The sequence below is a fragment of the Mesorhizobium sp. M1307 genome (genome assembly GCF_040318155.1).
Taxonomy (GTDB): Bacteria; Pseudomonadota; Alphaproteobacteria; order Rhizobiales; family Rhizobiaceae; genus Mesorhizobium.
In genome coordinates, this window is the sequence record NZ_JAMYLR010000002.1 from 255,982 (window position 1) to 280,463 (window position 24,482).

Below are 24,482 nucleotides of genomic sequence, written 5' to 3' on the forward strand. Positions count from 1 at the left end.
CTTACGGGCCGCCGCACCTTCGTTCGGCACACGATCGACCGGTCAACAACATCGACACTGGAGCTACCAAATGAGCCCGTCGAAATCCGTGAGCATCATGGATACCCGCATTCTGTGGCCCGCTATCGGCGGTTCCTTCAGAAAACTGAACCCGCGCACCTTGATGCGAAACCCGGTGATGTTTGTCGTCGCCGTCGTCTCGGCGCTCACCACCGTGCTGTTCGTCAAGGATCTCGTTACCAGCGGCGGCGATCTTGGCTTCACGCTGCAGATCATCATCTGGCTGTGGTTCACCGTGCTCTTCGCCAATTTCGCCGAAGCGGTGGCCGAAGGCCGCGGCAAGGCGCAAGCTGACTCGCTGCGTCGGGCGCGAACCGAGACACAGGCCAAGCTGTTGAACGGTGGCGACCGCAGCAAGTTCAAACTGGTGCCCGGCACCAGCCTGAAGGTCGGCGACATCGTGCTTGTCGAAGCCGGCGACATCATCCCCTCGGACGGCGAGGTGGTCGAAGGCGTGGCGTCGGTCAACGAGGCGGCCATCACCGGCGAATCCGCACCGGTCATCCGCGAATCCGGAGGCGATCGTTCGGCGGTGACCGGCGGCACGCAGGTCTTGTCCGACTGGATCCGCGTGCGCATCACTGCGGCTGCCGGTCATACGTTCCTCGACCGCATGATCTCGCTGGTCGAGGGCGCCGAGCGCCAGAAGACACCCAACGAGATCGCGCTCAACATCCTGCTCGTCGGCATGACGCTGATCTTCGTACTGGCGACGGCGACGATCCCGAGCTTCGCCTCGTATTCGGGCGGCTATATCTCGGTGACCGTGCTGGTCGCCCTGTTCGTTACCCTGATCCCGACCACAATTGGCGCCCTGCTGTCGGCTATCGGCATTGCCGGCATGGACCGCCTGGTGCGCTTCAACGTGCTCGCCATGTCGGGCCGCGCCGTCGAGGCGGCCGGCGATGTCGACACGCTGCTGCTCGACAAGACCGGAACCATCACGCTGGGCAACCGTCAGGCGACGGCATTTCGACCGGTCAAGGGCGTCACCGAACAGGAACTGGCCGACGCGGCTCAGCTTGCCTCGCTTGCCGACGAAACGCCGGAAGGCCGCTCGATCGTCGTCCTGGCGAAGGAAAAATATGCCATCCGCGCCCGCGACATGGCAAGCCTGCACGCGACTTTCGTGCCCTTCACCGCGCAAACCCGCATGAGCGGTGTCGATCTGGAAGGCTCCTCGGTCCGCAAGGGCGCAGTCGATGCGGTACTTGCCCACGTCAACCTCTCGACCGTTGCCACAGGCAGTACGCGCCCCAGCAGCGACACCGTCCGCGACCTTCAGGCGATCGCCGACGAGATCGCCAAATCGGGTGGCACTCCACTCGCGGTCGAGCGCGACGGGCGCCTGCTCGGCGTCGTCCATCTGAAGGACATCGTCAAGGGTGGCATCGCAGAACGCTTTGCCGAATTGCGCCGCATGGGCATCCGCACGGTGATGATCACCGGCGATAATCCGATGACCGCGGCGGCGATCGCGGCGGAAGCCGGCGTCGACGACTTCCTTGCCCAGGCGACGCCCGAGGACAAGTTGAAGCTGATCCGCGACGAGCAGGCCAAAGGCAAACTGGTCGCGATGTGCGGCGATGGCACCAACGATGCGCCGGCCCTTGCGCAGGCCGATGTCGGCGTTGCCATGAACACCGGCACGGTCGCGGCGCGCGAGGCCGGCAACATGGTCGATCTCGACAGCGATCCGACCAAGCTGATCGAGATCGTCGAAATCGGCAAGGCGCTGCTGATGACGCGTGGCTCGCTGACCACCTTCTCCATCGCCAACGACGTGGCCAAGTATTTTGCCATCATCCCGGCAATATTCGCCGTCTTCTACATCGCCCCGGGCCAGACCGCCGGGCCGCTGCAAGCGCTCAATGTCATGCATCTGGCGACGCCGCAGAGCGCTATCCTCTCGGCCATCATCTTCAACGCGCTGATCATCATTGCGCTGATCCCGCTGTCGCTGAGGGGCGTCAAATACCGCGCGGTCGGCGCCGGTGCGCTGCTCAGCCGCAATCTCATTGTCTATGGCCTTGGCGGCGTCGTAGTGCCCTTCGTCGGCATCAAGATGATCGACATGGCCATCACCGCTCTCGGTCTCGCCTAAGGAACCACGTCGATGCTCAATCAAATCAGGCCCGCGATCGTCATGATCGTCTTCTTCACCATTCTGACGGGTTTGGTCTATCCGATCGGCATGACCGGCATTGCCCAGGCGCTGTTTTCGCGCCAGGCCAATGGCAGCCTGATCGAGAAGGACGGCAAGCTCGTCGGTTCCGAGCTGATCGGCCAGGCTTTCGAAAGCGACCGCTACTTCCATGGCCGCCCGTCGGCTGCCGGCGACGGCTACAATGCCGCCGCCTCGGGCGGCTCGAATCTCGGCCCGACCAACCCGAAGCTCATCGACAGGATCAAGAGCGACGCCGAAAAGCTGAGAGCCGAAAACCCGAGCCAGCCGGTACCGATGAATCTGGTCACCACGTCCGGCAGCGGCCTCGATCCGCATATCAGCCCCGATGCGGCCTATTTTCAGGTTGCCAGGGTGGCCAAGGCCAGGGGCGTCGATGAATCCAGGATCAAATCGCTTGTCGACAGCCATGTCGAAGATCGCGAATTGGGATTCATCGGCGAGCCGGTAGTCAATGTGCTGGCCCTCAACCTTGCGCTGGACGATGCCATGAAACAGTGAAGGACCGGCGCCGGGATCGACACCGAAGCCGGCGCCGTTCATGATTGACCCGTATGCCAGACGACAGACGCACCGCCGAAACCAGGCCCTCTCCCGACGCGCTGCTCGAGCATGCCGAGCGGGAGGAGCGCGGCCGCCTGAGGATATTTCTCGGCGCCGCCCCCGGTGTCGGCAAGACCTACGAGATGCTGATGTCGGGCCGCGCCAGGCTGGCCGACGGGGTCGACGTGGTGATCGGCATCGTCGAGACGCACGGCCGCAAGGAAACCCAGACGCTGGTCGAAGGCTACGAGGTCATTCCTCGCCTTGAGATCGATTACAAGGGGCGGATCCTTGAGGAGATGAATCTCGACGCCATCCTCGCCCGGCACCCGGCGCTAGTTCTGGTCGACGAACTCGCCCACACCAACGTCGCCGGCAGCCGTCACCCCAAGCGCTATCTCGACGTCCAGGAAATCCTGACGCACGGCATCGATGTCTACACGACGCTGAATATCCAGCACGTCGAGAGCCTGAACGATGTCGTGGCGCAGATCACCCGCGTCAGGGTGCGGGAAACTGTCCCCGACTCCATAATCGACCAGGCCGACGACATCGAGATCATCGACCTCACCCCCGACGATCTGATCAAACGGCTTGAGGAAGGCAAGGTCTACATCCCCAGCACCGCCCAGCGCGCCATCGAGAACTATTTCTCGCCGGGCAATCTGACGGCGCTCCGGGAATTGGCGCTCCGCCGCACTGCCCAGCGGGTCGACGAGCAGTTGCTGACCCACATGCAGGCCCACGCGATACCCGGGCCTTGGGCGGCGGGGGAAAGGGTTCTCGTCTGCGTCGATGCGCGTCCGGGCGGGGCGGCCCGTGTACGTTATGCGCGGAGGTTGGCCGACCGGCTCCGCGCCCCTTGGACGGCGCTTCATGTCGATACCCCTCGTTCAGCTGCCATGCCCGAGGAGGACAAGGATCGGCTGGCGACGCAGCTGCGCCTTGCCGAGCAGCTCGGTGCCGAGGTGACGACCATTCCGGGTCAGAACGTCGCGCAAGACATCGTTCGGCATGCGACGGCGAACAACTTCACCCATATCGTGATCGGCAGGCCGACCCGATCGCGCTGGCGGGAATTGATCGAAGGCTCGCTCACTTACGATCTCATCCGCAATGCCGGCGACATCAGCGTCCATGTCATTTCGGGAAGCGAACGCAACGCCGAGGCGACGTCGAGGACCGTCAAGGCGGCGGACGAGCAGTGGCAGTTCGAGATCTGGCCCTATCTCATGGCCACGGCCTATGTTGTTGGCTCGCTCGCCTTCGCCGTCCTTCTCGACCAGTTTCTCGACGTCCGCAATCTGGCGATCATCTTTCTCATTGGGGTCCTGACGTCGGCGGTGACCGGCGGTCTCTGGCCGGCTTTGTATGCCTGCCTCATCAGCGCCATTGCCTTCAACTATTTCTTCCTGGAACCACGCTACACGCTGACGATCGAGGATCCGGAGAGCATCGTTGCGCTGGCTGTCTTCCTGGTTGTTGCGGTCATTGCCAGCAATCTAACAGCGCGCGTGCAGCGTCAGGCGGTCGCTGCGCGCTCGCGGGCACGCGCCACGGAAGATATTTATCTCTTCTCAAAGAAGCTCGCCGGCGCTGGGACGCTTGATGACGTTCTCTGGGCGACTGCCTTCCAGATCGCCTCGATGCTGAAGCTGCGCGTGGTGCTGCTTCTGCCGGAGAACGGCACAATTGCGGTCAAAGCCGGCTACCCACCCGACGACACGCTGGCCGAGGCCGACATCGCAGCAGCCCGCTGGGCCTGGGAGCATAACCGCGCCGCCGGGCGCGGCGCCGACACGCTGCCCGGAGCAAAGCGCCTCTATCTGCCCTTGCGGACCGGACGCACGGCGGTAGGCGTTGTCGGCCTCGACAACGACAAGCAAGGTCCGCTGCTGACACCCGAGCAGCAGCGTCTGCTCGATGCGCTCGCCGACCAGGCGGCGGTCGCCATCGAGCGCATCCAGCTCGTCGCCGATGTTGACCGGGCCAAGCTTGCGGCCGAGGCAGACCGTCTGCGCTCAGCCTTGCTCACCTCCATTTCCCACGATTTGAAAACGCCGCTTGCCGCCATCATGGGCGCGGCCGGAACACTCAGGGACTTCGAGGCCGCGCTTCCCGAGCAGGACCGGGCGGAACTGCTGTCGACCGTGCTCGATGAAGCGGAGAGGCTTAACCGCTTCATCGCCAATCTGCTCGATATGACCAAGATCGAATCCGGCACGATGGAGCCGAACTATGCGTTTCACTATCTCGGCGACATTGTCGGTTCAGCTCTGTATCGGGCCCGCAAAATCGTCGGCGAGCATAAGACCGAGATCGACATTCCATCGGATCTGCCGATGTTGCGGGTCGACCCCGTTCTGTTCGAACAGGTGCTGTTCAACCTCCTCGACAATGCTGCAAAATACGCGCCGCCAGGTTCGACGATCCGCCTGCAAGCCTGGGCCGACAACGGCTTCGTCATCCTGCAGATCATGGATGAGGGACCAGGCATTCCGCCAGCGGATCTAGAGCGCGTTTTCGACACTTTCTACCGTGTGCGCAAGGGTGACCAGGTGCGTGCCGGCACGGGGCTCGGCCTGTCGATTTGCCGCGGCTTCATCGAAGCGATGGGCGGGACGCTCTTGGCGGCAAACAGGTCCGACCGCTCGGGGGCGGTTTTCACCATCAGGATGCAACTGGTGCCGGCGGAACTGCCCAATCTCGGCGAACCCGAGACGGGCCATCAAAATATGGACGATCTGGCATGACGAGCCTGGACGTCAGGATATTGGTGGTGGACGACGAACCGCCGATCCGGAAACTGCTTCGCGTCGGGCTTGGCAGCCAAGGCTATGCGATCAGCGAGGCGCCGAACGCCAGGGCGGCGATTGAACTCATCGCGACGGAAAAGCCGGACCTTGTGCTGCTCGATCTCGGCCTGCCCGGCATGAGCGGGCATGAGTTGCTCCGCAAATGGCGGGATGATGGCCTGGACATTCCCGTGGTTATTCTTTCCAGCCGAACCGACGAGGCCGGCATCGTCTCGGCCCTCGAACTCGGCGCCGACGATTATGTCACCAAGCCATTCGGTATGAACGAGCTTGTCGCACGCATCCGCGTCGCGCTTCGCCACAAGTTCCAGCAGCAGGGTGAGAGACCGGTGTTCCAGACCGGCGACCTCTCCGTCGATCTGGTGAAGCGCATCGTCAAGGTCGAGGACAAGGAGATAAAGCTCTCGCCGAAGGAATACGACATTCTTCGCACCTTGGTGCAGCACGCCGGCAAGGTTCTCACCCACCAGTTCCTGCTGAAGCAGGTCTGGGGCGATTCCACCGACGTTCAATATCTCAGAGTCTATGTCCGGCAACTCAGGCTAAAGATTGAGAAGACGCCCGACCAGCCCCGCTATATCACGACCGAGACCGGCGTCGGATACCGGCTGCGCGAAGTCGATTGACGGGACGAGCATCCGAAGCGGAAATGCCCCTTCCAATCCGCTTCAAATCAGCGGCGGCCATGGTGTCGCCGGACAAAAGCCCTATATTAAGGGAAGATCGGTTTGTGCGGGAATGAATGGATGTCACGGCTTCGTCTATTGACGTTTTTAGGGTCGGCAATGCTGACTGCGGCGATGCTGTCGGGCGTAAATCCTGCTGCATCGGCACAGGTCGTCAGTCCCGCCGACCGCAACGTGTTGATCCAGCAGGACCAGTTGCAGATGTTGGAGAACAGGCTGCGTCGGCAGCAATACCAGCAGCAGCAACAGCAGTACCGTGCCCAGGATCGCCAAATCCCAATACCGCAACGGCAGGAGGTGCCGCAGATGAGGCCAACTTGCCAGTTGCTGCCGTCGGGGAGCGGCTTTGTCAGCTCTTGCCGCTGACGACCGGTCCCTTTCATTTATTTAGCCGACTTATATACTGGGGAAACCGCTCCGCCTGCGCCCCATTGAAAGCGGGCGAGTTTGCAACGCTGCCCTTGCCGTCTGGGCACCGATTCGACTGGATTATCGAATGGCAGCCAGCAAGAAGAAGGTTGTACGCAAGGCAAGGAAGGGCGACGGGGTTCGCCAGGTCGCGGCGATCCCCTTTCGGCTGAATGGGCATGGCGGAGTCGAGGTGATGCTCGTCACATCGCGAACGACGAGGCGCTTCATCGTGCCGAAGGGCTGGCCGATGAAGGGCAAGAGCGGCCGCAAGGCGGCCACTATCGAAGCACAGGAAGAAGCCGGCGTTCTCGGCAAGACACTGAAACAACCGGCCGGCACCTATTCCTACTGGAAGCGGCTGGCAAACCGCTTCGTCCGTGTCGACGTCGTCGTCTATTTGCTGGAAGTAACCGAGGAACTTGCCGACTGGCAGGAAGCCAGGAGGCGGCAGCGGGCATGGCTGGCACCAGCCGACGCGGCGTTGCTCATCGACGAGCCGGATCTTTCGGCGCTGGTGAGGAACATCAGGATTGCCGAGCTGGAGCATAATCCCAAAAAGCAGAGTCCGGCGTTCGGAAAAGATCCCGCTCAATAGAAGATGGAGGCCTGTCCCGACTGTGTCGGGATGGAATTGATTCCAGCGCCCGCCGCCGCCGTCTCTTGAACCGATGCCTCACTGACTGCCATCGTCTTCCTCGGGCAGAGGCCGCGCCGGCGTGCCGGCATAGGCCCACAGCCATTCGCGCGGCAGCGGCCCCTTGTTGCGGTCGCTTTCCTGCGACTGTTCCCACGCATGTGCGAGGATACCGACCGAGCGCGACAGCACGAAAAGGCCGCGCGTCAGCGGCGGCGGAAAGCCGAGCTCGCCGTAGATGACGGCCGTGGCGCCGTCGATATTGAGGGGGATTTTTTTGCCCTTGCGCCGCGCCACCTCGGCCTCGATCGCCTCGGCGATGTCGGCGAAGCGCCCGCTGACGATGCCGCGCGCGGCAAAGTCGTGGGTTAGCTCGATGAGGCGGGGCGCCCGCGGGTCGACCGGATGGAAACGATGGCCGAGCCCGGGCACATAGCCGTTTTCCCCGGCAAGGAAACGATCGAGCCGCGCCGACACGGCGTCCGCAAGCGGCATGCCGGCGTCCAGTTCGGCAGCGATGTCTCCGTAGAAGGAAAGCGCCTGTTCGCCGGCGCCGCCATGCACATCGCCAAGCACGTTGACGGCTGATGCCATGGCGCTGTTGATGCCGACGCCGCAGGTGATCGCCATACGGGCGATGGCGATCGACGGCGCCTGCGGCCCGTGGTCGACGGCAGCACCCAGCGCGATGCCAAGCAGCGCCGCCTGCTCCTCGCTTGGCAGTTCGCCGCGCAGCATCAGCCAGATCATTGCCGGAAAGCTGACGCGGCCGATCAGATCCTGGATTTCATAGCCGCGCAGCCGGATGACGCCGGGGCGCATCTCGATGATGCCGGTCTGCCACCATTCCTCGCCGCGTGTGCGACCAGTCTTGTTTTGCGTTCCGCTCATGCCTTCGCTCTTTTCCTGGCACGCGGCGGCAGGCCGGCAAAAACCTCGTCCATATGCTCGCCGAGCCCCGGCGGCGGCCTGCTCGGCAAAGGTGCCTCGCCATCGACCATGAAGCCGCCGCGCACCACGGTCAGCGGTCTGGCCATCCCGGACACAGCCTGGAAGCGTGCCGTCATGCCGCGCTCGACCACCTGTTGCTCCTGCAGGACCTGCGGGATCGTCAGCACCCGGCCGGCCGGCACGCCGGCGCGATTGAACGTCTCCTCCCAGGCGGCGGCAGAGCCGCTCGCCAGGGCGTCCTCGATCAGCGCTTTCAATGCGATCCGGTTCTGCTTGCGCGTTTCGCGCTCGGCAAAGCGGACATCCGAGGCCAGCTCCGGCCGGCCGATCAATCGGCAGAGCGCGACGAACTGCTCCTGCTTGTTAGCGGCGATGTTGAGCAAGCCGTCGCCGGTGCGAAACGCGCCAGACGGTGCGGCCGTCATGTTTTCATTGCCCATCGGCTGCGGCTCGACGTCCGCCGTCAGATAGTTCGACACCGGCCAGCCGAGCGCAGAAAGCGTGCATTCGAGCATCGACACGTCGAGGAACGCGCCCTCGCCAGTCGTCTTCTGCTTGACCAGTGCGGCGGTAATGGCGAAGGCTCCGACCAGCCCACCAAGCGTATCGGCGACGGGATAGCCGACACGCAGCGGCGCCGTTTCCGGTGTACCGGTGATGCTCATGATGCCGGAAAGACCCTGGATGATCTGGTCGTAGGCTGGATTGTCGCGCATCGGCCCGGTCTGGCCGAAGCCCGATATCGCACAGTAGACAAGGCTTGGCCGGACCTCCTTCAGCCTGGCATGGCCAAGCCCCAGCCGGTTCATCACGCCGGGGCGGAAATTCTCGACCAGCGCGTCGGCCGAAGCGACCAGATCGAGGAAGCGTTCGCGGTCGGCCTCCTGCTTGAGATCGAGCGCCACCGAGCGTTTGCCGGCATTCTGCGCCAGGAACGAAGCGCCCATGCCCGCCCGGTTGAGCTCCGGAGAGGCGCCGAGCTGGCGCGCCAGATCACCGCCTTGCGGCGTCTCGACCTTGATGACGTCGGCCCCGAGCAACGCCAGCTGGTAGGCGCAATAGGGGCCGGCCAGCACATTGGTCAGGTCGAGAACGCGGATGCCGGAAAGCAGGTCTGTCATGACGTCACGAACAGCTCAGGCATCGCCCGGCACGTGCTCCGGTCCACGCATGCGCCTGTGCTCGATGTAGGCCCAGATATGCGGTCCAACCAGCCCGATGAAGGCCAGCGTCAGCAGCGTCAGCGACAGCGGATGCTTGTAGAACACCGTCCAATCGCCGTTCGAGATGGTCATCGCGCGGCGGAACTGCGTTTCCGCAAGCGGCCCGAGAATCATGCCGATGATGACGGGCGCGGTCGGGAAATCGAAACGCCGCATCAGAAAGCCCGCGGCACCGAGCAGATAGAGGATGGCGAGGTCGATCGGCGATTGCGAGATGCCGTAGGTGCCGACCGTGGCGAACACCAGGATGCCGGCATAGAGCTGCGGCGCCGGGATCTTCAGCAATCGCACCCAAAGCCCGATCAGCGGCAGGTTGAGGACGACAAGGATGACATTGGCGATGAACAGGCTGGCGATCAGCCCCCACACCAGGTCGGCCTGCGTCGTCAGCAGCAGCGGCCCCGGATTGATGCCGTAGCTCTGAAACGCCGACAGCATGATCGCGGCCGTCGCCGAGGTCGGCAGGCCGAGCGTCAGCATCGGCACCAGCACGCCGGCCGCGGATGCATTGTTGGCCGCTTCCGGCCCGGCAACGCCCTCGATGGCGCCGACCGTGCCGAACTCCTCCTTGTGTCTGGAGAGTTTCTTCTCGATCGCATAGGACAGGAAGGTCGGGATTTCGGCGCCGCCGGCCGGCATGGCACCGATCGGGAAGCCGATCAGGGCACCGCGCAGCCATGGCTTCCACGAGCGCGCCCATTCGGCTGCGGTCATGTAGAGCGAGCCCTTCAACGGCACGATATCGTCCTTGCCGGCATAGCGGCGCGAGGCCATGTAAAGCGTCTCGCCAACGGCGAACAGGCCAACGGCGACGACGATGACGTCGACGCCGTCGAGCAATTCGCTCGTGCCGAAGGTGAAGCGCGGCTGCCCCGTCTGCAGGTCGACGCCTATCATACCAACAACGAAGCCGACGAACAGGCTGGTCAGGCCGCGCACCGACGACGAGCCGAGCACCGCCGAAACCGTGATGAAGGCCAGCACCATCAGCGAGAAATATTCGGCCGGGCCGAAGGCCAGCGCGAATTTGACGACGATCGGCGCCAGGAAGGCAACGCCGATCGTGCCCAGCGTGCCGGCGACGAAGGAGCCGATCGCCGAGGTCGCCAGCGCCGCACCGCCACGGCCGGAGCGGGCCATCCGGTTGCCTTCCAGCGCGGTGACGATGGTGGCGCTTTCGCCAGGCGTGTTGAGCAGGATCGATGTCGTCGAGCCGCCATACATGGCGCCGTAGTAGATGCCGGCAAACAGGATGAACGACGCCTCCGGTGCCACCTGGTAGGTGATCGGCAACAGCAGCGCGATGGTCAGTGCCGGCCCGAGGCCGGGCAGCACGCCGATCGCAGTCCCCAGCGTGGTGCCGACCAGGCACCATATGAGATTGATCGGCGAGAAGGCGACCGAAAATCCGTGCGCGAGATGGCCGAGCGTTTCCATGGCGTCAGCCCCTCAGCATGGCAACGACCGAATCGACGATCGCGTTCAGCTGGTTTTCGATGAAGCCGGCGCCGATATTGACGCCAAGCGCCCTGGCAAAGCCGAAATAGGCGGCCAGCGCCAGGATCAGCCCGAGCAGCACGTCACGCAGCGGACGCCGGCTGCCGAAACCGTGGCAGATGAGAACGAACATGACGACAGATGCAGCGGTAAAGCCGAGCGGCTGGATCAGCACGAGGTTGGCGATCAGTCCGAGGGCAGCGATGCCCATCGCCTTCCAGTCGGTCGGCGTCTCCTTTTCGTCCTCCGGCTGCCAGCCGCCCCGCAAGGCGGCAATGATGAGCAGCAGCGACAGGATCACCATCCCGGTCATGGTGATGTAGGGAAAGACGGTCGGACCGACCTTGGAATAGAGCGGCGACACCGGGATTGCCAGCGTCTGCCAGGCAACCGCACCGGCACAGGCGAGGAGCCCGACGCCGATCAGCAGTTCGGGCACTGCAAGGCGCGGCGGCGCCGGCTGGTCGCTGGTGCTCATCATCGTCCTCCCAATGTCGGTCCCTTGGGGCCGGTTCTCCTTAGACCGGTCTCACTCGGCCGATCTCGGCGTAGTTTCACCTCCGGCGCCGCGTATGTCCATGCGGCTGGCGAAAGTCGGCAAGGGTTGGCGCAGGCCGCCCCTTGCCGAGAGCATCACGCCAGGCCGAGGTCCTTGAGTATCGTCCCGATGCGGGCCGTGTCTTCGGCGACGAATTTCGTATAATCGTCACCGGTGAGCAGGATCTGCGTCCAGTTGCGGTTCTTGCATTCGGTGGCCCAGGCGTCGCTCTTGGCCATGGTCTCGATCAGCTTGATCATTGCTGCCTTGTCGGCGTCCGAGACGCCGGGCGGTGCGAAGACGCCGCGCCAGTTGAACAGCTCGACATCGATGCCGGCTTCCTTCATCGTCGGCGCATCGATTCCCTCCTGGCGTTTATCTGCGGAGATGGCCAGCAGCCGCAGCGCACCCGCCTTGACCTGTTCGGCGAACTCGCCATAGCCGGAGATGCCGGCCGCGACCTGGTTGCCGAGCAGCGCCGAGAGCGCCTCGCCACCGCCGGCAAACGGCACATAGGAGAGATTGGTGGCCGGAACACCGACGGTCTTGGCGATGAGGCCGAACAAGATGTGGTCCGAGCCGCCAGCCGAACCGCCGGCGACCGGAACCTGCGTCGGGTCGGCTTTGAGGGCGGCAACAAAGTCGGCCGCAGTCTTGAATGGCGAGGCGGCCGGCACCACAAGCGCCTCAAACTCGCCAGTAAGGCGGGCGATTGGCGTGACCTCGGTAAGGTTGTTAGCCGCCTTGTTGGCGATGATCGCGCCGACCATGACCATGCCAGCCACCATCAGCGCATTGCCCTTGCCCTTCCACTGGTTGACGAATTGCGGCAGGCCGACAGTACCGCCGGCGCCGCCGACATTGGTGATCTGCGAGCCGGAGATCAGTTTTTCGCTGCGCAGCACCTGGTCCATGGCGCGCGCCGTCTGGTCCCAGCCGCCGCCTGGCGCCGCTGGCACGAAAATCTGCAGCTGCGGCGCGTCCTGCGCGAAGGCGGGGATAAAATGCGATTGCGCGAGTCCGGCAGCACCTGCTGCCGCGGTGCTCATCAAGAATCGGCGTCTGTTCAGCATGGGATTCCTCCAAATCGCGACACCTCCTCCGGTGCCTGCCAGAAACGTGGCCTGACTTCAGACCCGCTCGATAAAATTCATGCAGAGTTTGCGTCCTCCTGTCAAAGACAGAACACTCCGCATGCGGCAATCGGCCTGCGCGATTTTCAGGCTGGCGAACCGGACGCCCGAAGACGACGTGGCAGGCAGTGCCAAACAGCATCCGTCAGGGTTGCCGCTCCAGCAGGATGGTCGGCTTGCCTTGGTAGACGGTTCGCAGCACTTCGCCATAACCACATTTTGCCGCGACGTTCAGCGATCCGGTGTTTTCCGGATCGATGATGCAGACGGTCTTCGCGGCGCCGAACGTCTCGTCGCCCCAGGCAAGCACCCGTGCGACGACTTCGCTGGCCAACCCCTGGCCATGCACGCCCGAAACCAGAGCCCAGCCGGCCTCCGGAATGCCCTCGATCGACGGCGTCATGTCGCGTTTCAGATCGTGAAAGCCGGCCTCGCCGATGAAGCGGCCGGTCGCCTTTTCCTCGATCGCCCAGAAGCCGTAGCCCAGAAGCGACCACAGGCCGGCATGCCGCAGGAAGCGCATCCAGCTTTCCTCCCGCGTGCGCGGCTTGCCGCCGATAAAGCGGGTGACGACGGGATCGGCCCACATTGCGACATAGGCGTCGAAATCGTCAAGCCGGTGCGGCCGCAGGACCGTGCGCGAGGTCTCAATCACTGGGGCGACAATTGTATGCGGACTGGCCATGATCATGTCTCGGTTGTGTTGCCGGTGCCTAATGCAGGTCTTCCAAAAGTGGGGACAGCGACACGCCCGAGACGGGAAATCCAAATCCGTTGCGAAAAACAAGAGCCAAGGCTGTGTAGATCATCTTCCAGGCTGATGTGAATCCTGCCAGGCGGTGTTAGTTTTTCTCCAGTACTGGTTCAGGCGCGTTGGGTTTCGGCGCTGCCGTCCGACAGAGGGGAACAGCATGGACACCACCGACCTTGTGCTTGCCATCTTCCATCATCTGCTGGTGTTTTCGCTGGCAGGCATCATCGGCGCCGAGTTCGTCCTGATCCGCAGCGACTTGTCCGCCGCGACGCTGAAGCGGCTTGTCGGCATCGATCGCCACTACGGCATCATCGCCATGCTGATCATCGTCGCCGGCATCGGCCGCGTCGTCTATGGTCTGAAGGGCTGGGAATTCTACGTCTACAATTGGATGTTCTGGGCAAAGATGGCCGCTTTCGCCATTGTCGGCCTGTTGTCGATTATCCCGACCATCCGTTTCCTGTCCTGGAACAGGAAGGTAGTCGCCAATCCCGGCTTCCAGGTGCCTGCGGCGGAGCTAACGTCCGTTCGCACCTATGTCCGCACCGAGGCATTGATCTTCCTATTGATCCCGGTGTTCGCGGCGGCGATGGCGCGCGGCTATGGCTACTAGCATAGGTTGGAGGAAGGGCATCGCACGGCCCAGCCTTCCCACTCATTTGCGCGGATAGACGTGCAGTTTGCCGTTTGAGCCCGATTGTCATTTGTCGGGTTGCGCTAGTTATTGCTCCATCTACATTCGGTTTTGAGAGGAACTCCGCGCAGCGGTTGGCAATCATATCCTGGGAGGAATCACGATGAGAAAATTCGTCGCCGCGCTAGCTGTCGCTGCGGCCGCCATGCTTTACCCACCGGCCGCTGGCGCGCAGACCTACCCCGAACGCACCATCACCATTGTCGTGCCGTTTTCGGCCGGCGGCCCTACTGACACCGTCACGCGTCTTGTCGCGGAAGCCATGTCGAAGGACCTCGGCCAGCAGGTCATCGTCGAGAATGTCGGCGGCGCCGGCGGCACGCTCGGCGCGGGCCGCGTCGCAAATGCCGAGCCTGACGGCTACACGCTGCTCCTCCATCACATCGGCATGGCGACAAGTGCTACGCTCTACAGAAAGCTCGCCTACGACACGCTGAACGCATTCGAATATGTCGGCCTCGTCACCGAGGTGCCGATGACCATCGTCGGCCGCAAGGACCTCGAGCCGACCGATCTGAAGGGGCTGGTCGACTACGCCAAGGCCAACAAGGACAGCATCACCGTTGCCAATGCCGGGATCGGTGCCGCCTCGCATCTGTGCGGCATGCTGTTTATGAGCGCCATCGGCACGCCGCTGGTCACCGTACCCTATAAGGGCACCGGCCCGGCCATGACCGATCTTCTCGGCGGCCAGGTCGACATCATGTGCGACCAGACGACCAATACCACCAAGCAGATCCAGGGCGGCACGATCAAGGCTTATGCCGTAACCTCGCCGCAACGGCTAGACGTGCTGCCGGACGTTCCGACGACGGTAGAGGCCGGTCTTCCCCAGGTGCAGGTCGGCATCTGGCACGGCATCTATGCACCCAAGGGCACGCCGGCCGAGATCACCGAACGCCTGTCGAAATCTCTGCAGGTGGCGCTGAAGGACCAGAACGTCGTCGCCCGATTTGCCGAACTCGGCACCAAGCCGTCGCCCGAGGCCGATGCCACGCCGGCCGCGCTCAAGGCCAAGCTGGAAAGTGAGATTGCGCGCTGGAAGCCGATCATCGAAGCGGCCGGCCAGTACGCCGACTAAAGGTTTTTAACGGGGCGCCGCCAGCGCCCCGTTTTTACACCGGCATCGGCACGCCCGTGAGGCGGGCCGGGAGGACGCCATGAAACCTTTCGCAATCGACAGAACCAACGGCATATGCGCCGCGCTGTTCATCTTTCTCGGCGCCTTTTTTGCGCTGCAGTCGCTCGGTCTCGAAATCGGCACCGCATTCCGCATGGGACCGGGCTATTTCCCCTTGGTTCTGGCGATCGTGCTCATTCTGCTCGGCGCCATCATCCTGGTCGAGGCAGTGCGCTTCGAGAGCGAGCCGATCGGTTACATTGCGTGGCGCGGCATGCTGTTCATCCTGCCTGCTCCGATCTTCTTCGGCCTGACGGTGCGCGGCCTCGGCTTCATCCCGTCGATCTTCCTGACGGCGCTGATCGCATCGTTTGCCAGCGGCCGCATGAAGCCGCTGACCGCGCTCGTGCTGTCGGCCGGCCTGACGCTGTTCGCGTTCGTCGTCTTCAGCTACGCACTCGGCCTGCCGTTTCGGCGTTTCGGCCCGTGGTTGCCCCTATCGTTGTGAGGAGATGAAATGGAACTCCTCAACAACCTCGCACTCGGCTTTTCGACCGCCACATCATTGGCAAACCTCGGATTCTGCCTGATCGGCGTCCTTCTCGGCACGCTGATTGGTGTCCTGCCCGGCATCGGCGCCACCGCGACCATCGCCATGCTGTTGCCGATCACCTTCCAGATCGGCGATCCGGTTTCCTCCCTGATCATGCTCGCCGGCATCTATTACGGCGCGCAGTATGGCGGCTCGACTACCGCTATTCTCATCAACATGCCCGGCGAATCCTCGTCGGCCGTCACCGCCATCGACGGGTACCAGATGGCCAGGAACGGCCGCGCCGGGGCGGCACTGGCGACCGCGGCGATAGGCTCGTTCTTTGCCGGCACGGTGTCGACCTTCCTCGTCGCCATCTTTGCCCCGCCGCTGACGGCCATAGCGTTGAAATTCGGTGCTGCCGAGTATTTTTCGCTGATGATTGTCGGTCTGGTCTCGTCCGTCGCGCTCGCCCACGGCTCGATCGTCAAGGCGCTGGCCATGGTCGTGCTCGGCCTGCTGCTCGGCCTTGTCGGCACAGATATCTACACCGGTACACCCCGTTTCACGCTCGGCATCCGCGAATATGCCGACGGGCTGAATTTCGTCGCAGTGGCGGTCGGTGTCTTCGGCGTCGCCGAGATACTGCGCAACCTCGAAAACGAGCATGAGCGTTCCGTGCTGATCCGAAAGATCTCCGGCCTTATGCCGACCCGCGAAGATTTTCGGCGCATGGCGGCTCCCATCGTGCGCGGGACAATCATCGGTTCCGCGCTCGGCATCCTGCCGGGAGGCGGCGCGATCCTTGCCGCCTTTGCCTCCTACACCGTCGAAAAACGTGTCTCGAAAAATCCCGGGGAATTCGGCAAGGGCGCAATCGAAGGCGTCGCCGGACCGGAATCGGCCAACAATGCCGGCGCACAAACCTCCTTTATCCCGATGCTGACGCTCGGCATTCCGGCCAACCCGGTAATGGCGCTGATGATCGGCGCGATGATCATCCAGGGCATCGTGCCCGGCCCCAATGTCGCCATCGAACAGCCTGCGCTGTTTTGGGGTATCATCACCTCGATGTGGATCGGCAATCTGATGCTGATCGTCTTGAACCTGCCGCTGATCGGGCTTTGGGTGAAACTGCTTACGATCCCGTATTACGTGCTCTTCCCGATCATCATGGCGTTCTGCTCGATCGGCGTTTACAGCGTCAACACCAACGTCTACGACCTCTATGCCGTCGCCCTTTTCGGCTTGCTTGGCTATCTCCTGACCAAGCTGCGCTGCGAACCTGCGCCGCTGCTGCTCGGCTTCGTGCTCGGCCCGCTGCTCGAGGAAAACCTGCGCCGCGCCATGATCCTCTCGCGCGGCGATCCGAGCACCTTCGTGACGCGGCCGATCAGCGCCAGCCTGCTCCTCATCGCGCTTGCCGTGCTCGTCATCGTGTTTCTCCCCGCGGTCAGGAAGAAGCGCGAGGAGGTGTTCGTCGAGGAGAGTTCCTGAACGTGGACGGCGCCACATACGAGGAACTTCACAGTCACTTGCCGGGCACTGACTCAGTAGCCGCTTCTACTGGCCCGAGCGGCGCGATCTCGACCAGCGGTGCAGGCACGCTGGTCGTCTTTTCCTTGGCCTTGCAGATATCGGCGATGACGCAGGCCGGGCAATCCGGCTTGCGCGCCTTGCAGACATAGCGGCCGTGCAGGATCAGCCAATGATGCGCGTGCCGCATATATTCATCCGGAATGATCTTCAGGAAACCTTGCTCGACCTGTTCCGGCGTCTTGCCCGGCGCCAGGCCGAGCCTGTTACCGATGCGGAAGATGTGCGTGTCGACCGCCATCGTATGCTGGCCGAATGCCACGTTGAGCACGACGTTGGCGGTCTTGCGGCCGACACCCGGCAGCTCGACCAGCTGATCGCGATCTTCAGGCACCTCGCCGCCATGGTCGCGGATCAGCGCCTCCGACAGCGCGATGACGTTCTTGGCCTTGTTGCGCCATAGCCCGATGGTGCGGATATGGTCGCCGAGCCTGACCTCGCCCAGCGCCAGCATCTTTTGCGGCGTGTCGGCAATTTTGAACAGCGCCCGCGTCGCCTTGTTGACGCCGGCGTCCGTCGCCTGAGCCGAAAGCACCACCGCCACCAACAGCGTGAAGGCGTTGATATGTTCGAGCTCGCCCCTCGGTTCCGGCCGCTGAACGGAAAAGCGCCGGAAAATCTCATGCACCTCGGCCGCGCTGTAAAGCACCCGCGATCTCGCCGACCGCGGACGCGGCTTGACGTTCGAGCCGTCGCGGCGGCCGGGCAACAGGTCTTTTTTTAGCGCAGAAGAGTTTTTGGGCTTGGGGCTTGTCATTGCCTTCCTATAATATTCCCCAATGAGCGACACAAACGCCTCATTTCAGGCCGACGAGCCATTTTTCCAGGCGCTGCTGACACCGCACCGGTCGCTGAGCAAGACCGGCTTTGCCATCCTGATGGGCGCCCTGCTGTTCGGCTGGCTGGTGACCGGAGCTTTTTTTCTGTCGCGCGGCGCCTGGCCGGTGTTCGGCTTCTTCGGCCTCGACGTGATCGCCGTCTACATCGCCTTCCGCGCCAATTATCGTGCCGCCCGGGCTCGCGAGGAGGTATCGGTGTCGCGCACCAGCCTCGACATCCGCAAGACTGCCCCGTCAGGCAAATCGGAAGCACACCGCTTCAATCCGTTCTGGGCGCGCTTTTCGATCGCCCGCCACGCCGAGATCGGCATCACCAGAATGGCGGTCGAGGCGCAAGGAAGAACCGTCTCGATCGGCGGCTTCCTCAACCCTGACGACCGCGAAAGTTTTGCCACCGCATTTTCGCGCGCTCTGGCGACCGCCAAGACGCGCTGAGCCAGCGTTTCAGAACCGATAGCGCAACAGCCTGCCGATCTTGCGCAATGCTGGAATGTATTTCCAAAGGCGAACGAACAGTTTCGCGAACCAGCGCATGCGAGCGGCATGTTCCGGCTTATAGGCAGGGATGTCCTCGACGAACCGCAGCTTCGGAACGGCTCGCTCCAATTCATGCGGGTTCTCGATGCTCCAGTGGACCTCGGCACCGGTGGCGCGGAAGGAGGAATTGAGGCGAATGATCTTCAGGCCCAGGCGACTATAGGCATCGAAAACCAGTTCGCCGCTCGAAAGATGTCCCACCAAACGAGAAAACAGTTGCTGCCCCTCCTCGGCGCCCAGGTAGGGAGTCAGGCCTTCCGCCACGACTATGGCCGGGCGATCCCGAGGTACTTCGTTCAGCCATCCCGGTTCGGTGACCGACGAAGCGATCAGGTGGTAGTGATCCCGCACTGGATAGAGCTTGCGCCTGAGGTCGATGACTTCGGGATAGTCGACGTCGAACCAGTCCACGCCGGCTGGCGGGTCGATACGGAATATGCGCGTATCGAGCCCACACCCGAGATGCAGTACGATGGCGTCAGGATTTCGGGCGAGAAAGTCCTGAACGCAGACGTCCAGCGTCTTTGCCCTGATTGCTAGACCGATGCCGAGATTGTTGTCGACCTTGAGCCGTGAGAAATCATAGTCGATGTTGCGCACCGCCTCGTCGGCAAAGTAGTCCCTGAGCAGCGAATTGGGCAGCCGGCTCTCCAGCGCCTTGCCGTAAAGTGTCAAAAGCAAAGTCTCCTTTGCCCCGGTCAGGTTTACTTTTTCACCAGCCACGACCGTCCTCCCCATTCAAAGCCCAGCTCTATCTGGGCACATGCCGCGGGAAAGCAAGTTTCGGGTGGTGATCGGCGCCGCGAAGGACGATATTCGCATTCAAGGAGATACTGCCATGAACGCCCAAATGCCTCTCAAAACGACAGCAATCCTTCAGAAAGACATCACGCCTGAAGGTGGTGACTACGAAATCGTCCGTCGTGCCATCGAAAAGATCAGCCTCGACTATCGCGACCAGCCTTCGTTGGAAGTGCTGGCCGAGGAGGTCGGCGAGACGCCGACCGGGCTGCAGAAGCTGTTCACCCGCTGGGCCGGCCTGTCGCCCAAGGCTTTTCTGCAGGCCGTCACCCTCGATCATGCGCGCAAGCTGCTCGATGCCGGCATGCCGCTGCTTGAAACCTCGTTCGAACTCGGCATGTCCGGCCCAGGCCGGCTGCATGATCTGTTCGTCACCCACGAAGCGATGTCGCCGGGGGATTACAAAACCCGCGGCGCAGGGCTCACCATCCGCTACGGCTATCATATCTCGCCTTTCGGCATCGCGCTGATCATGGTGACTGACCGCGGCCTTGCCGGCCTCGCCTTCAACGACCCAGGCGGCGAGCGTGCGGCCTTTGCCGACATGTCCAGCCGCTGGCCGAATGCGACCTATGTCGAGGATATGGCGGCGACGGCGCCCTATGCCGCGCGCATCTTCGATCCGTCGCTGTGGCGCGCCGACCAGCCGCTGCGCGTCGTCATGATCGGCACAGACTTCCAGGTCCGTGTCTGGGAGGCCTTGCTGCGTATTCCGATGGGCCAGGCCTGCACCTATTCCTCGATCGCCGCGCGCATCGGCGCACCGAGCGCCAGCCGGGCTGTCGGTGCCGCGGTCGGTGCCAATCCGATGTCCTTCGTCGTGCCGTGCCACCGGGCTCTCGGCAAGTCCGGCGCACTCACCGGCTACCATTGGGGCCTGACCCGAAAACGCGCCATCCTCGGCTGGGAGGCGGGACAGGTCTCTTGAATAGCCAACGAATGGAAACGACACGAGCGACGCAAGGACCGCTAGGGTGACAAGCAGCGATCTTACGGAGTAGCTTCCCGCGCAATTAGAGTGGTATGCGCTAGCGGGAGGCATTTCTTGATCGTCGTCATCGGCTCCATCAATCTCGATCTCATCGCAAGTGTCGACCGCTTGCCCGGTCCCGGCGAGACCGTGCGCGGCTCCGGTTTCGCTACTGCCCCCGGCGGCAAGGGCGCCAACCAGGCGCTGGCCGCCGCCCGCGCCGGCGCCAAGGTGCGCATGGTCGGCGCGGTCGGCAAGGACAGCTTCGCCAGCGACGCTCTGGCGCTGCTGCGCGACGGCAAGATCGACCTGTCCGGCGTCGGCGAGACCTTTGCCTCGACCGGTACCGCGTTGATCATGGTCGGCGCCGACGGCGAGAACGTGATCGCCGTTGTGCCGGGCGCCAATGATTCGGTCGTGCCGGGTGACCTTTCCAAGGCCTTCCTGAAAAACGGCGACATCGTGCTGCTGCAATTGGAGATCCCGCTGCAGACCGTCGAGGCAGCACTCGACGCGGCAAGGACAGCCGGCGCGATCACAGTGCTCAACACCGCACCTTTCCATGGCGACGCGGCCGGCTTCCTCGGCAAGGCCGACTATCTCGTCGCCAACGAAACCGAGTTCGACCTCTACGGCGAGGCGCTGTCGTTGAATGGCCGCGACCGCCCGGCACGGATGCGCGACTATGCCGCGAGAACCGGCCGCACCATCGTCGTCACGCTTGGCTCGGACGGCGTTCTGGCGGCAACGCCGGACGATCTCCTGATGGTTCCGGCGCTGAAGATCAGTCCGCTCGATACGGTCGGCGCCGGCGACACGTTCTGCGGCTATTTTGCAGCCGGGCTGGCAGCCGGCCTGCCGCTCGACCAGGCGCTTGCCCGCGCTGCCGCAGCCGGTTCGCTGGCCTGCCTGAAGGCCGGTGCACAGCCGGCCATCCCGCTGGCCAGGGACGTCGATGCCGCCCTGCAGAAATCTGCAGGCTAAAGCGGGATGACAGCCATGCGCCCGACGACGAAGCACGCGGTGCCGCCCGCCGGCGACATCTGCCGCCTGTCTGCCGTGGAGCTTGCCGGGAAGATCAGGCGCCGGCAGCTTTCGGTGCGCGAAGTGGTCGCGGCATTCCTCGACAGGATCGAGGCGGTGAACCCGCTGGTCAACGCTATCGTTTCATTGCGTGAGCGTGCCGACATCCTGCGCGAGGCCGACAGCGCTGACGCTCATCTGGCGCGAGGAGGAGATACCGGATCGCTGTTCGGCCTGCCGATCGCGATCAAGGATCTTGCGCTGACAAAAGGCCTGAGAACCGCCTTCGGCTCGCCGATCTTCGCCGATTTTGTGCCTGAGGAAGACGACTTCTTCGTCGAGCGCGTCCGCAAGGCCGGCGCGATCATCATCGGCAAGACCAACGTTCCCGAATTCGGGCTCGGCTCCAACACCTACAACACCGTGTTCGGACAGACGCTCAACGCATTTGACCCGGCGCTGACCGCCGGCGGCTCGAGCGGCGGTGCGGCGGTCGCGCTGGCGCTCGACATGGTTCCCGTTGCCGATGGCAGCGATTTTGGCGGTTCCCTGCGCAATCCCGCTGCCTACAACAATGTCTATGGCTTCCGTCCATCGCAGGGATTGGTGCCGGCCGGCCCTGACCTTGATGTGTTTCTTGCGCAAATGGGCGTCGAAGGGCCGATGGGGCGTAACGTGCGTGACATGGCGTTGCTGCTCGACGTTCAGGCCGGCTATCATCCTCGCGCGCCGCTGTCGCATGATAAGCCAGGCTCGTTCCTCGAAGGGCTGGAAGCACCGGCGGCCGGCGGGCGCATCGCCTGGCTCGGCGATCTCGAAGGCCATCTGCCGGTTGAAGCAGGCGTTCTACAGCTTTGCGAGGCAGCACTCGGCCGGTTCGCGGATGTATCCTTCGAGGCCGAGCCGCTGATGCCGGAATTCGACTTCGAAGCGCTGTGGCAAGCCTTTGTAACGCTTCGCCAGGCGAGCAGCGGTTGTGCACTCAAGGCGCATTACGACGATCTCCTGAAACGAAGTCTGCTGAAGCCGGAGGCCGTTTGGGAGGTGGAACATGCACTGCGCCTCACCGCGCCGCAGATCCACGCCGCCACGGTGAGGCGCTCGTCCTGGCATCGAATGCTGCTGTCGCTCTTCGAGCGTTTCGACCTGATTGCGCTGCCAGCCGCACAGGTCTTTCCCTTCGATGTCGTCACCCACTGGCCAAGGGAAGTGGCCGGGCGTGCCATGGACAGCTATCACCGCTGGATGCAGGTCTCAGCGCTCGCCACGCTGGGCGGCTGCCCGGCGGTCAACGTACCGGCGGGCTTCGACGCCAGGGGCAGGCCAATGGGCATGCAATTGATCGGGCGGCCGCGCGGTGACCTATCCGTGCTGAGGGCGGCTGCCGCGTATGAGGCCACGCTGCCATGGCAGGCCGGCGCCTGCTGAAATCAGCTCCGTATTGTCGGCGCCTCGCCGACTTGCACGCAACTCATCGTCATGCATTGATCGCGACAGCGCGCCGCACGAGCGGCATTCTGTGGAGGGAAAAATGTCGCTGGAACTCTACGCCACCTACGTCGTCGCCTGCATCGTCATCATCCTGGTGCCGGGGCCGACGGTGACGCTGATCATCGCCAACAGCATCCGCCACGGCTCGCGCGCCGGTCTCGCCAATGTCGCTGGCACCCAGGCCGGGCTAGCCATCATGATCGCCATTGTCGGCATCGGGCTGACCTCGCTGATCGCCGGCATGGGCCACTGGTTCGAATGGGTCCGGCTGATCGGCGCCGCTTACCTGATCTGGATGGGCGTGCAGATGTTCCGCTCGAAAGGCAAGCTTAACGCCGACGGATCGGCAAAAAAGCCGCGTGGCGGCTTCTTCCTGCAGGGCCTGCTGGTGGCGATCAGCAATCCAAAGACGCTAGTGTTCTTCGGCGCCTTCTTTCCGCAGTTCATCGCGCCTGAAGGCAATTACGCGTTACAGATCGGCGTCATGGGTCTCACCGCGATGATCTTCGCCGCCGTCTCGGATTCGACCTACGCGCTGGCCGCTGGCCGCGCAGGGCGTCTGCTGTCGGCCGGCCGCGTCAAGCTCTTGTCGAGGATCAGCGGCAGCTTCCTGGTCGGCGGCGGCCTGTGGCTGGCCTTTTCCAAGGCGAAGTAACGGCCGCGAGCCCGGCGACGCCAACAGCAACATCCTGGAATAGGAAGGCCGATTGAAAGTCGGCCTTCAGGCCACCACATGGATCAACAGTTGGGGATTCATGTCTATGCCGTGGACTTACGCGGATTTGAAAAGGAACGCGTTTGGCGTGATCCTGCTCATTGGTTTGTTCGCGGTTATGGTTCCGTCGGCTCTGAACAAATGGGCGAATGACGCAAGTCCGATCCGGTCGGTTGATCCGGTCGATGCAACGATCAAAAGTGGACAGGGTAAAGGGCGGAATATCCAACATCTGCTGGTCCTTGAGAACGGTTCGACGGTCCTGGTTTACGACGACCTCCCGCATCTGATCGGCTCGCGCGTCGGCATCGAGCGCGTCACGCGCGACAATGGCTTCGTCTTTTACCGGTTTGCAAATTGAACCATGCCAAGAGCGCGGCTGGCCTTCACCTTGTTGATGCTGCGGGAAAACCTCCGGGGCGTCATTATCACCAGCCTTGTGGTGGGCGTCTGCATTTTGGCAATCGGTGCACTGATTGCAAGGCGGAGCAGCCCCATCGTCGATGTGGAGCGCGTGACAGGCACGGTGGTTAACGTCCTCAATGCTGAAGGGGCGGTCGGTGACGGATTCCGCTATCTCTATGGAATCCGTCTCGAAGAAAGTAACCTCCTGGTGTTCGTGTATGGCGACCCGCGCGCGCCGCGCGCCATCGGCTCGCAAGTATTGATCGAGCGACAGCGTCGCATGAACGACACCGAAACGTATCGTCTGCTTCGGGAATGAAAGACGGCG

25 protein-coding genes are annotated in these 24,482 nt (G+C 63.2%); 17 read left to right on the forward strand and 8 right to left on the reverse strand.

Annotated elements, in window-relative coordinates:
• Positions 1-70: 70 nt before the first annotated feature.
• The 6 genes from kdpB (at position 71) to NKH16_RS05340 (ending at position 7,296) form a co-directional block, all read left to right on the forward strand.
• Positions 71-2,164: a potassium-transporting ATPase subunit KdpB gene (kdpB, locus tag NKH16_RS05315; protein WP_352742163.1), complete on the forward strand. Its 2,094-nt coding sequence runs from the start codon at positions 71-73 to the stop codon at positions 2,162-2,164.
• 12 nt (positions 2,165-2,176) lie between these two features.
• Positions 2,177-2,746: a potassium-transporting ATPase subunit KdpC gene (kdpC, locus tag NKH16_RS05320; RefSeq protein WP_352502664.1), complete on the forward strand. Its 570-nt coding sequence runs from the start codon at positions 2,177-2,179 to the stop codon at positions 2,744-2,746.
• A 53-nt stretch (positions 2,747-2,799) separates the two neighbouring features.
• On the forward strand, positions 2,800-5,541 hold the full coding sequence (locus NKH16_RS05325) for a DUF4118 domain-containing protein (protein WP_352742165.1): 2,742 nt from the start codon (positions 2,800-2,802) through the stop codon (positions 5,539-5,541).
• On the forward strand, positions 5,538-6,230 hold the full coding sequence (locus tag NKH16_RS05330) for a response regulator transcription factor (protein ID WP_352448298.1): 693 nt from the start codon (positions 5,538-5,540) through the stop codon (positions 6,228-6,230). The genes NKH16_RS05325 and NKH16_RS05330 overlap by 4 nt, the downstream gene beginning before the upstream one ends.
• 120 nt (positions 6,231-6,350) lie before the next feature.
• Positions 6,351-6,656 (forward strand): hypothetical protein, encoded by a 306-nt coding sequence (locus NKH16_RS05335; RefSeq protein WP_352702998.1) that lies wholly within the window; start codon positions 6,351-6,353, stop codon positions 6,654-6,656.
• 130 nt (positions 6,657-6,786) lie between these two features.
• The gene (locus tag NKH16_RS05340) at positions 6,787-7,296 is read left to right on the forward strand and encodes an NUDIX hydrolase (protein WP_352703000.1); all 510 of its coding nucleotides are present in this window, start codon (positions 6,787-6,789) and stop codon (positions 7,294-7,296) included.
• Between the two features lie 78 nt (positions 7,297-7,374).
• On the opposite strand, the gene NKH16_RS05345 is transcribed toward NKH16_RS05340, so the two are convergent.
• The 6 genes from NKH16_RS05345 to NKH16_RS05370 form a co-directional block, all read right to left on the reverse strand.
• Positions 7,375-8,226 (reverse strand): citryl-CoA lyase, encoded by an 852-nt coding sequence (locus tag NKH16_RS05345; protein WP_352703002.1) that lies wholly within the window; start codon positions 8,224-8,226, stop codon positions 7,375-7,377.
• Positions 8,223-9,407 carry a CaiB/BaiF CoA transferase family protein gene (locus NKH16_RS05350; RefSeq protein WP_352448302.1) on the reverse strand — a complete coding sequence of 395 codons (1,185 nt, stop codon included), beginning with the start codon at positions 9,405-9,407 and terminating at the stop codon, positions 8,223-8,225. The genes NKH16_RS05345 and NKH16_RS05350 overlap by 4 nt, the downstream gene beginning before the upstream one ends.
• A 15-nt stretch (positions 9,408-9,422) precedes the next feature.
• Positions 9,423-10,946 (reverse strand): tripartite tricarboxylate transporter permease, encoded by a 1,524-nt coding sequence (locus NKH16_RS05355; RefSeq protein ID WP_352742169.1) that lies wholly within the window; start codon positions 10,944-10,946, stop codon positions 9,423-9,425.
• Between the two features lie 4 nt (positions 10,947-10,950).
• A complete protein-coding gene (locus NKH16_RS05360; protein ID WP_352448304.1) occupies positions 10,951-11,484 on the reverse strand; it encodes a tripartite tricarboxylate transporter TctB family protein in 534 nt (177 codons plus the stop codon).
• A 155-nt stretch (positions 11,485-11,639) separates the two neighbouring features.
• Positions 11,640-12,617, reverse strand: a complete 978-nt coding sequence (locus NKH16_RS05365) for a Bug family tripartite tricarboxylate transporter substrate binding protein (RefSeq protein WP_352448305.1) — start codon at positions 12,615-12,617, stop codon at positions 11,640-11,642.
• Positions 12,618-12,822: 205 nt separating this feature from the next.
• A complete protein-coding gene (locus tag NKH16_RS05370; protein ID WP_352448306.1) occupies positions 12,823-13,362 on the reverse strand; it encodes a GNAT family N-acetyltransferase in 540 nt (179 codons plus the stop codon).
• Between the two features lie 226 nt (positions 13,363-13,588).
• Between NKH16_RS05370 and NKH16_RS05375 the strand changes: the two genes are divergently transcribed.
• From NKH16_RS05375 to NKH16_RS05390, 4 genes are all read left to right on the forward strand, one after another.
• Entirely contained in the window at positions 13,589-14,044 is a 456-nt protein-coding gene (locus NKH16_RS05375; protein WP_352821148.1) for a DUF2214 family protein, read from the forward strand.
• A 184-nt stretch (positions 14,045-14,228) separates the two neighbouring features.
• Entirely contained in the window at positions 14,229-15,206 is a 978-nt protein-coding gene (locus tag NKH16_RS05380) for a tripartite tricarboxylate transporter substrate-binding protein (protein ID WP_352742174.1), read from the forward strand.
• Positions 15,207-15,285: 79 nt separating this feature from the next.
• Entirely contained in the window at positions 15,286-15,753 is a 468-nt protein-coding gene (locus NKH16_RS05385) for a tripartite tricarboxylate transporter TctB family protein (protein ID WP_352742176.1), read from the forward strand.
• A 9-nt stretch (positions 15,754-15,762) separates the two neighbouring features.
• Positions 15,763-17,274 carry a tripartite tricarboxylate transporter permease gene (locus NKH16_RS05390; protein WP_352742178.1) on the forward strand — a complete coding sequence of 504 codons (1,512 nt, stop codon included), beginning with the start codon at positions 15,763-15,765 and terminating at the stop codon, positions 17,272-17,274.
• A 34-nt stretch (positions 17,275-17,308) separates the two neighbouring features.
• Here the strand turns inward: NKH16_RS05390 and nth are convergent, their stop codons facing one another.
• Entirely contained in the window at positions 17,309-18,130 is an 822-nt protein-coding gene (gene nth, locus NKH16_RS05395) for an endonuclease III (RefSeq protein WP_352742179.1), read from the reverse strand.
• Positions 18,131-18,152: 22 nt separating this feature from the next.
• On the opposite strand from nth, the gene NKH16_RS05400 reads away from it, so the two are divergent.
• Positions 18,153-18,647, forward strand: a complete 495-nt coding sequence (locus NKH16_RS05400) for a DUF2244 domain-containing protein (protein ID WP_352742181.1) — start codon at positions 18,153-18,155, stop codon at positions 18,645-18,647.
• A 9-nt stretch (positions 18,648-18,656) separates the two neighbouring features.
• Here the strand turns inward: NKH16_RS05400 and NKH16_RS05405 are convergent, their stop codons facing one another.
• Complete coding sequence (locus NKH16_RS05405) at positions 18,657-19,472, reverse strand: class I SAM-dependent methyltransferase (RefSeq protein ID WP_352742183.1); 816 nt, start codon at positions 19,470-19,472, stop codon at positions 18,657-18,659.
• A gap of 115 nt (positions 19,473-19,587) precedes the next feature.
• Between NKH16_RS05405 and NKH16_RS05410 the strand changes: the two genes are divergently transcribed.
• From NKH16_RS05410 to NKH16_RS05435, 6 genes are all read left to right on the forward strand, one after another.
• A complete protein-coding gene (locus NKH16_RS05410) occupies positions 19,588-20,478 on the forward strand; it encodes a methylated-DNA--[protein]-cysteine S-methyltransferase (protein ID WP_031211349.1) in 891 nt (296 codons plus the stop codon).
• Positions 20,479-20,595: 117 nt separating this feature from the next.
• Complete coding sequence (locus NKH16_RS05415) at positions 20,596-21,504, forward strand: ribokinase (RefSeq protein ID WP_352640818.1); 909 nt, start codon at positions 20,596-20,598, stop codon at positions 21,502-21,504.
• 6 nt (positions 21,505-21,510) lie between these two features.
• A complete protein-coding gene (locus NKH16_RS05420; protein WP_352742185.1) occupies positions 21,511-22,971 on the forward strand; it encodes an amidase in 1,461 nt (486 codons plus the stop codon).
• Positions 22,972-23,074: 103 nt separating this feature from the next.
• The gene (locus tag NKH16_RS05425) at positions 23,075-23,689 is read left to right on the forward strand and encodes a LysE family translocator (RefSeq protein ID WP_023675274.1); all 615 of its coding nucleotides are present in this window, start codon (positions 23,075-23,077) and stop codon (positions 23,687-23,689) included.
• A gap of 52 nt (positions 23,690-23,741) precedes the next feature.
• Positions 23,742-24,110, forward strand: a complete 369-nt coding sequence (locus NKH16_RS05430) for a hypothetical protein (protein ID WP_352677586.1) — start codon at positions 23,742-23,744, stop codon at positions 24,108-24,110.
• 3 nt (positions 24,111-24,113) lie between these two features.
• Entirely contained in the window at positions 24,114-24,473 is a 360-nt protein-coding gene (locus NKH16_RS05435; RefSeq protein WP_352742188.1) for a hypothetical protein, read from the forward strand.
• Positions 24,474-24,482 lie beyond the last annotated feature (9 nt).

What these genes read in the sequence shown, in the direction of transcription:
- NKH16_RS05370 (WP_352448306.1), bottom strand. Translation starts at nt 13,362, where the DNA reads ATGGCCAGTCCGCATACAATTGTCGCCCCAGTGATTGAGACCTCGCGC.
- NKH16_RS05420 (WP_352742185.1), top strand. Translation starts at nt 21,511, where the DNA reads ATGACAGCCATGCGCCCGACGACGAAGCACGCGGTGCCGCCCGCCGGC.
- NKH16_RS05340 (WP_352703000.1), top strand. Translation starts at nt 6,787, where the DNA reads ATGGCAGCCAGCAAGAAGAAGGTTGTACGCAAGGCAAGGAAGGGCGAC.
- NKH16_RS05365 (WP_352448305.1), bottom strand. Translation starts at nt 12,617, where the DNA reads ATGCTGAACAGACGCCGATTCTTGATGAGCACCGCGGCAGCAGGTGCT.
- NKH16_RS05330 (WP_352448298.1), top strand. Translation starts at nt 5,538, where the DNA reads ATGACGAGCCTGGACGTCAGGATATTGGTGGTGGACGACGAACCGCCG.
- kdpC (WP_352502664.1), top strand. Translation starts at nt 2,177, where the DNA reads ATGCTCAATCAAATCAGGCCCGCGATCGTCATGATCGTCTTCTTCACC.
- NKH16_RS05350 (WP_352448302.1), bottom strand. Translation starts at nt 9,407, where the DNA reads ATGACAGACCTGCTTTCCGGCATCCGCGTTCTCGACCTGACCAATGTG.
- NKH16_RS05410 (WP_031211349.1), top strand. Translation starts at nt 19,588, where the DNA reads ATGAACGCCCAAATGCCTCTCAAAACGACAGCAATCCTTCAGAAAGAC.
- NKH16_RS05385 (WP_352742176.1), top strand. Translation starts at nt 15,286, where the DNA reads ATGAAACCTTTCGCAATCGACAGAACCAACGGCATATGCGCCGCGCTG.
- NKH16_RS05335 (WP_352702998.1), top strand. Translation starts at nt 6,351, where the DNA reads ATGTCACGGCTTCGTCTATTGACGTTTTTAGGGTCGGCAATGCTGACT.
- NKH16_RS05375 (WP_352821148.1), top strand. Translation starts at nt 13,589, where the DNA reads ATGGACACCACCGACCTTGTGCTTGCCATCTTCCATCATCTGCTGGTG.
- NKH16_RS05400 (WP_352742181.1), top strand. Translation starts at nt 18,153, where the DNA reads ATGAGCGACACAAACGCCTCATTTCAGGCCGACGAGCCATTTTTCCAG.
- NKH16_RS05325 (WP_352742165.1), top strand. Translation starts at nt 2,800, where the DNA reads ATGCCAGACGACAGACGCACCGCCGAAACCAGGCCCTCTCCCGACGCG.
- NKH16_RS05380 (WP_352742174.1), top strand. Translation starts at nt 14,229, where the DNA reads ATGAGAAAATTCGTCGCCGCGCTAGCTGTCGCTGCGGCCGCCATGCTT.
- kdpB (WP_352742163.1), top strand. Translation starts at nt 71, where the DNA reads ATGAGCCCGTCGAAATCCGTGAGCATCATGGATACCCGCATTCTGTGG.
- NKH16_RS05355 (WP_352742169.1), bottom strand. Translation starts at nt 10,946, where the DNA reads ATGGAAACGCTCGGCCATCTCGCGCACGGATTTTCGGTCGCCTTCTCG.
- NKH16_RS05425 (WP_023675274.1), top strand. Translation starts at nt 23,075, where the DNA reads ATGTCGCTGGAACTCTACGCCACCTACGTCGTCGCCTGCATCGTCATC.
- NKH16_RS05360 (WP_352448304.1), bottom strand. Translation starts at nt 11,484, where the DNA reads ATGAGCACCAGCGACCAGCCGGCGCCGCCGCGCCTTGCAGTGCCCGAA.
- NKH16_RS05345 (WP_352703002.1), bottom strand. Translation starts at nt 8,226, where the DNA reads ATGAGCGGAACGCAAAACAAGACTGGTCGCACACGCGGCGAGGAATGG.
- NKH16_RS05390 (WP_352742178.1), top strand. Translation starts at nt 15,763, where the DNA reads ATGGAACTCCTCAACAACCTCGCACTCGGCTTTTCGACCGCCACATCA.
- nth (WP_352742179.1), bottom strand. Translation starts at nt 18,130, where the DNA reads ATGACAAGCCCCAAGCCCAAAAACTCTTCTGCGCTAAAAAAAGACCTG.
- NKH16_RS05435 (WP_352742188.1), top strand. Translation starts at nt 24,114, where the DNA reads ATGCCAAGAGCGCGGCTGGCCTTCACCTTGTTGATGCTGCGGGAAAAC.